This is a genomic window from Paenibacillus forsythiae T98 (assembly GCF_000520735.1).
In the GTDB taxonomy this organism is placed as follows: Bacteria; Bacillota; Bacilli; order Paenibacillales; family Paenibacillaceae; genus Paenibacillus_AQ; species Paenibacillus_AQ forsythiae.
Genome location: NZ_ASSC01000126.1, coordinates 1 through 4,032 on the forward strand (window position 1 = coordinate 1; position 4,032 = coordinate 4,032).

At 56.4% G+C, this 4,032-nt stretch carries 2 protein-coding genes; both read right to left on the minus strand.

Annotated features, from left to right (window positions below; genetic code table 11):
- The coding region (locus L692_RS0104610; RefSeq protein ID WP_025697613.1) for an NAD(P)/FAD-dependent oxidoreductase at positions 1-698 on the minus strand (698 nt) is incomplete at its 3' end.
- A 175-nt stretch (positions 699-873) separates the two neighbouring features.
- Positions 874-2,925, minus strand: a complete 2,052-nt coding sequence (locus tag L692_RS0104615; protein WP_025697614.1) for a heavy metal translocating P-type ATPase — start codon at positions 2,923-2,925, stop codon at positions 874-876.
- Positions 2,926-4,032: the final 1,107 nt, after the last annotated feature.

Genomic DNA, 4,032 nt, shown 5'->3' on the forward strand with positions numbered 1-4,032 from the left:
AACACGCCGTTCGCTTCAAGCACTTGTTCTTCGCCGGTCTCGTTGTTGCGCACCTTCAGTCCGGTAACTCCGCTATCCCCCGCCACCACTTCAAGCGGCGTGCGGTTCAGCGCCCATTCCACCTTCTCGTTGGCGCGCACCCGGTCCTGCATAATCTTGGAAGCGCGAAGTTCGTCCCGGCGATGCACCAGTGTCACCTTCGAGGCGAAGCGGGTCAGGAAGCCCGCCTCCTCCAGCGCCGAATCCCCGCCGCCCACGACGATAATCTCCTTGCCCCGGAAGAAGAAGCCGTCACAGGTCGCGCAGGTGCTGACGCCCCGGCCCACGTTGTCCTGCTCTCCCGGGATGCCCAGGTACTTCGCGGTAGCTCCAGTGGAAATAATCAGCGTATCGGTCTCAAGCGTTCCCATATCTTCAACGTTCAGCTTGAACGGACGCTCTCCCAGCTCCACACTGTTAACCCAGCCGGTAACGAACTTCGCTCCGAAGCGTTCCGCCTGCGCGCGCATATTGTCCATCAGCTCCGAGCCCAGAATGCCTTCCGGGAATCCCGGGAAGTTCTCGATCTCGGTGGTCGTGGTAAGCTGGCCTCCCGGCTGAGGGCCTTCAATAACCAGCGGGTTCATATTCGCACGAGCCAAATAGATAGCGGCAGTCAGACCCGCAGGTCCGGTACCGACGATAATGGATTTATACATAACAACATCCTCCTTATAATGGACTGCACGTATGTGAAATCTTAATTAGAATTATTCTAAAGTAATTTCATTATGCTCGACAAGGATGAATATGTCAATATGCCAGACTCGATAGCGCAAGCACTATTTTGTGAACAATTTAATTTTTAAAAACTTGTAGCAAGATTCGTTACGCTTACCGCAGCAGCCGCAGTCCGTTCAAAATGACGAGAATGGTGCTGCCTTCATGGCCGATGACGCCGAAGGGAAGCGCGATTCCCTTCATGAAATTGCTTGTGATAAGCACCGCAATGACACTTATGGCAAAAATCATATTCTGCTTCACGATCCGCTGGCTGCGGCGGGCGAGCGAAATGGTCGATGCGATCTCCCCGATATTGTCGTTCATCAGCACCACATCCGCGACCTCAAGCGCCGCGCCGCTGCCCTTCATGCCCATTCCCATGCCCACCGTCGCCTGCGCGAGCGCGGGCGCATCGTTGACACCGTCGCCAACCATGACCGTAGGGCCATACTGCTCCCGCAGCGAGGCGATATGCTTCACCTTGTCTTCCGGCAGCAGGTCGGAAAAGACGAGATCGACACCCGTCTTCGCGGCGATGGCCTGAGCCGTGGCTGCCCGGTCCCCGGTCAGCATCGCCACCTTGATGCCCAGCTCGTGCAGCTTGCGCACTGCGGCCTCCGCCTCCGGACGGACCGTATCCTGAAGCGCGAACATGCCCGCTACTCTATCTCCGTCCACAATAACGGACACGGTCTTGCCGTCCTTCTCCAGGGCCATGCGCTGCTCTCTCCAGAACGCCAGATCTTCGCCGCGCAGCGCTTCCGGCGCGCCGCCTGCTACGCCGCTGCCGGACCCGGCTCCACCTTCAAGTGAATGATCCGCAGCTGTCTCCGCGTCCTGATCCGGCAATCTGCCATCATCAAGGATATTGGACTTGCCGATCCTCCACAGCTTGCCGCTGACCCGGCCTTCAATTCCCCAGCCGGTCAGGGAGCGGGAATCCTGCACACTCCGCAGCTCCAGGCATTCTTCTTCGGCTATGCGGACAATCGCTTCGGCGAGCGGATGGCGCGACATGCTCTCAATCGAGGCGCTGACCGTCAGCAGTTCCAGCCGGTGATATCCTTCGCCGGTGATGAAATCGGTCACCTGCGGCGTCCCTGCCGTCAAGGTGCCGGTCTTGTCAAAGGCAACGACGGCGGTGTGCGCCATATTTTCCAGATGCGCTCCGCCCTTGAACAGAATGCCTTTGCGAGCGCTCCTCGAAATCGCGGACAGCATCGCCGGCATGATGGATGACACCAGCGCGCACGGAGAGGCGACGACGAGGAAGACCATCGCTTTGTAAAAGGTTGCGCTCCAGGACCAGCCCAGCACAAATGGAGGCAGGAACACGAGAACCAGCGTCAGCGCGACCACAACCCGGGCGTAGATCGCCTCGAACCGCTTGATAAAGCGCTGGGACCCCGGCACCTCGGACTCGGCGTCTTCCACCATTTTGACAATTTTGGCAAACAGCGAGTTCTCCGCCGATTTCGTCACCTCGATGTACAGTACGCCTTCGCCGTTAAGCGTGCCCGCGAATACCTCATCCCCGTAGACCTTCTCCACAGGCACCGATTCCCCGGTAATCGAGGCCTGATCGACCGAAGACTCTCCCCGGTATACGATTCCGTCAGCGGGAATCAGCTCGCCCGGACGCACCAGCAGCAGGTCGCCGACGGCCAGCTCGTCAATCGCCACCTCGCTCATCGCGCCCTGGTCAATGCGCAGCGCCGTCGCCGGCTTGAGCGCCATCAGCGCGGAAATGTCCTTGCGGCTGCGGTCCATCGTATAGCTCTCCAGCGCCCCGCTGAGCGCAAAGATGAAGATCAGCATCGCCCCTTCATTCCAGTAGCCAATCGATGCCGCTCCCAGCGCCGCCGCGATCATCAGCAGGTTGACGTCAAGATCATGCTCATTGACGAGTGTCTTCACTCCTTCTTTGGCTTTGATCCAGCCTCCGACCGTATAAGCGGCAACGTAGACGAAGACCGACAGCCCCGGAAGCCAGCCGCTTAGCCCCCAGGCCAGCAGCATAAGCAGCCCGCTTCCAAGCGCAGCCTGCATTTCTGTATTTTGCATCATTTCTTTCGGATTGAATTTCCTGCCCTTGGGAGTCTCGGGTTTCCCGGTTTGCCCGCTCAACGAAGAGGTTCGGAATAGTTGTTTCGCAGCTTGCATTGCAGACACCTTCCTATCTTTTGATTTGGGCACAGACCCATGCGGATGAGCTTGAGACTGGCTTGAAATGCATCCCAGGCTGATAATGAAAGCCATTCTTAGAGCCCTTAAAATGACACATGCTGCCCCGGCTACGCCGGGACAGCATGATACGGGACAGCATGATAAATGAGAATGAAATTCATTGTTTTATTAGTACAAAATGTTTTCCTTAGTGCAACACATAATTATATTATACCCCTGCCTGCGGATTGTAAACCGGTGTACAAGCCCGAATTTAACAGATCGCAGAGGTTTTTTGCGCTCTCCTCTCTTCTCGGCCGGAGCCGCCCCGCCGGTCCTCCTGACCGTATGATGCGGTATATTGCCGGATTTGGCGGCCGAACCGTCCGGGGAACAAGCATGTGATGAATACAAAGAAGCGGTGCACACCAGTAAACTTCAAGAGGCAAGCAATCGTGAAAAAACAACCAGCGGAGCTGCCCCCAAAGCAGGTTTCTAAGGTCTTTCGCTATTGAATACCCTCGGCCTTACCGCATACCCGCCATCCGGCTTGGAACGGAGCGTCCGGACAGAAGCACCGACACACGAAAGGGGCATCCCTGGATATACGGGACAGTCCCTGGCCGTTGGATGGCTTATGGGAAAGTTCCTGCTGTGGGACGGCCCGGTGTTGATATGTACTGCTGCGAGCACGGGCATTTACTTATTGCGCTCCAACATCAAGGGATGAGTTGCGCTCTAACACATCAAGGGATGAGGCCACGTAGGTTGTGATTGAAGTTCAGCGTCTGGCAAAACCGCTAAAGTGCAGGTTTTTTCAATCCAAATCCTCCATCTATAGATAAAATCCTGAAAGTATGCAGGAATTTAAGGCCGTGCGACTGAAAGGAAGGCTGAGCCAAGGAAAAAACTGTATCCTCGCAGGTATGCTATACAAGGGGTGCTCTCATGCGGCCAATTGATGCACAATTTCAGGCTTTCTGCATGATCCGCCTGATGGCCGCACCTAAATGGGGAAGAACGTTTCGATTTCGTTCGGGTGGGCAGGAACATGGAATCCGAAAGGTGTGACTGTTGCCGCCTCAAAAATATAGGGCGCCGCCG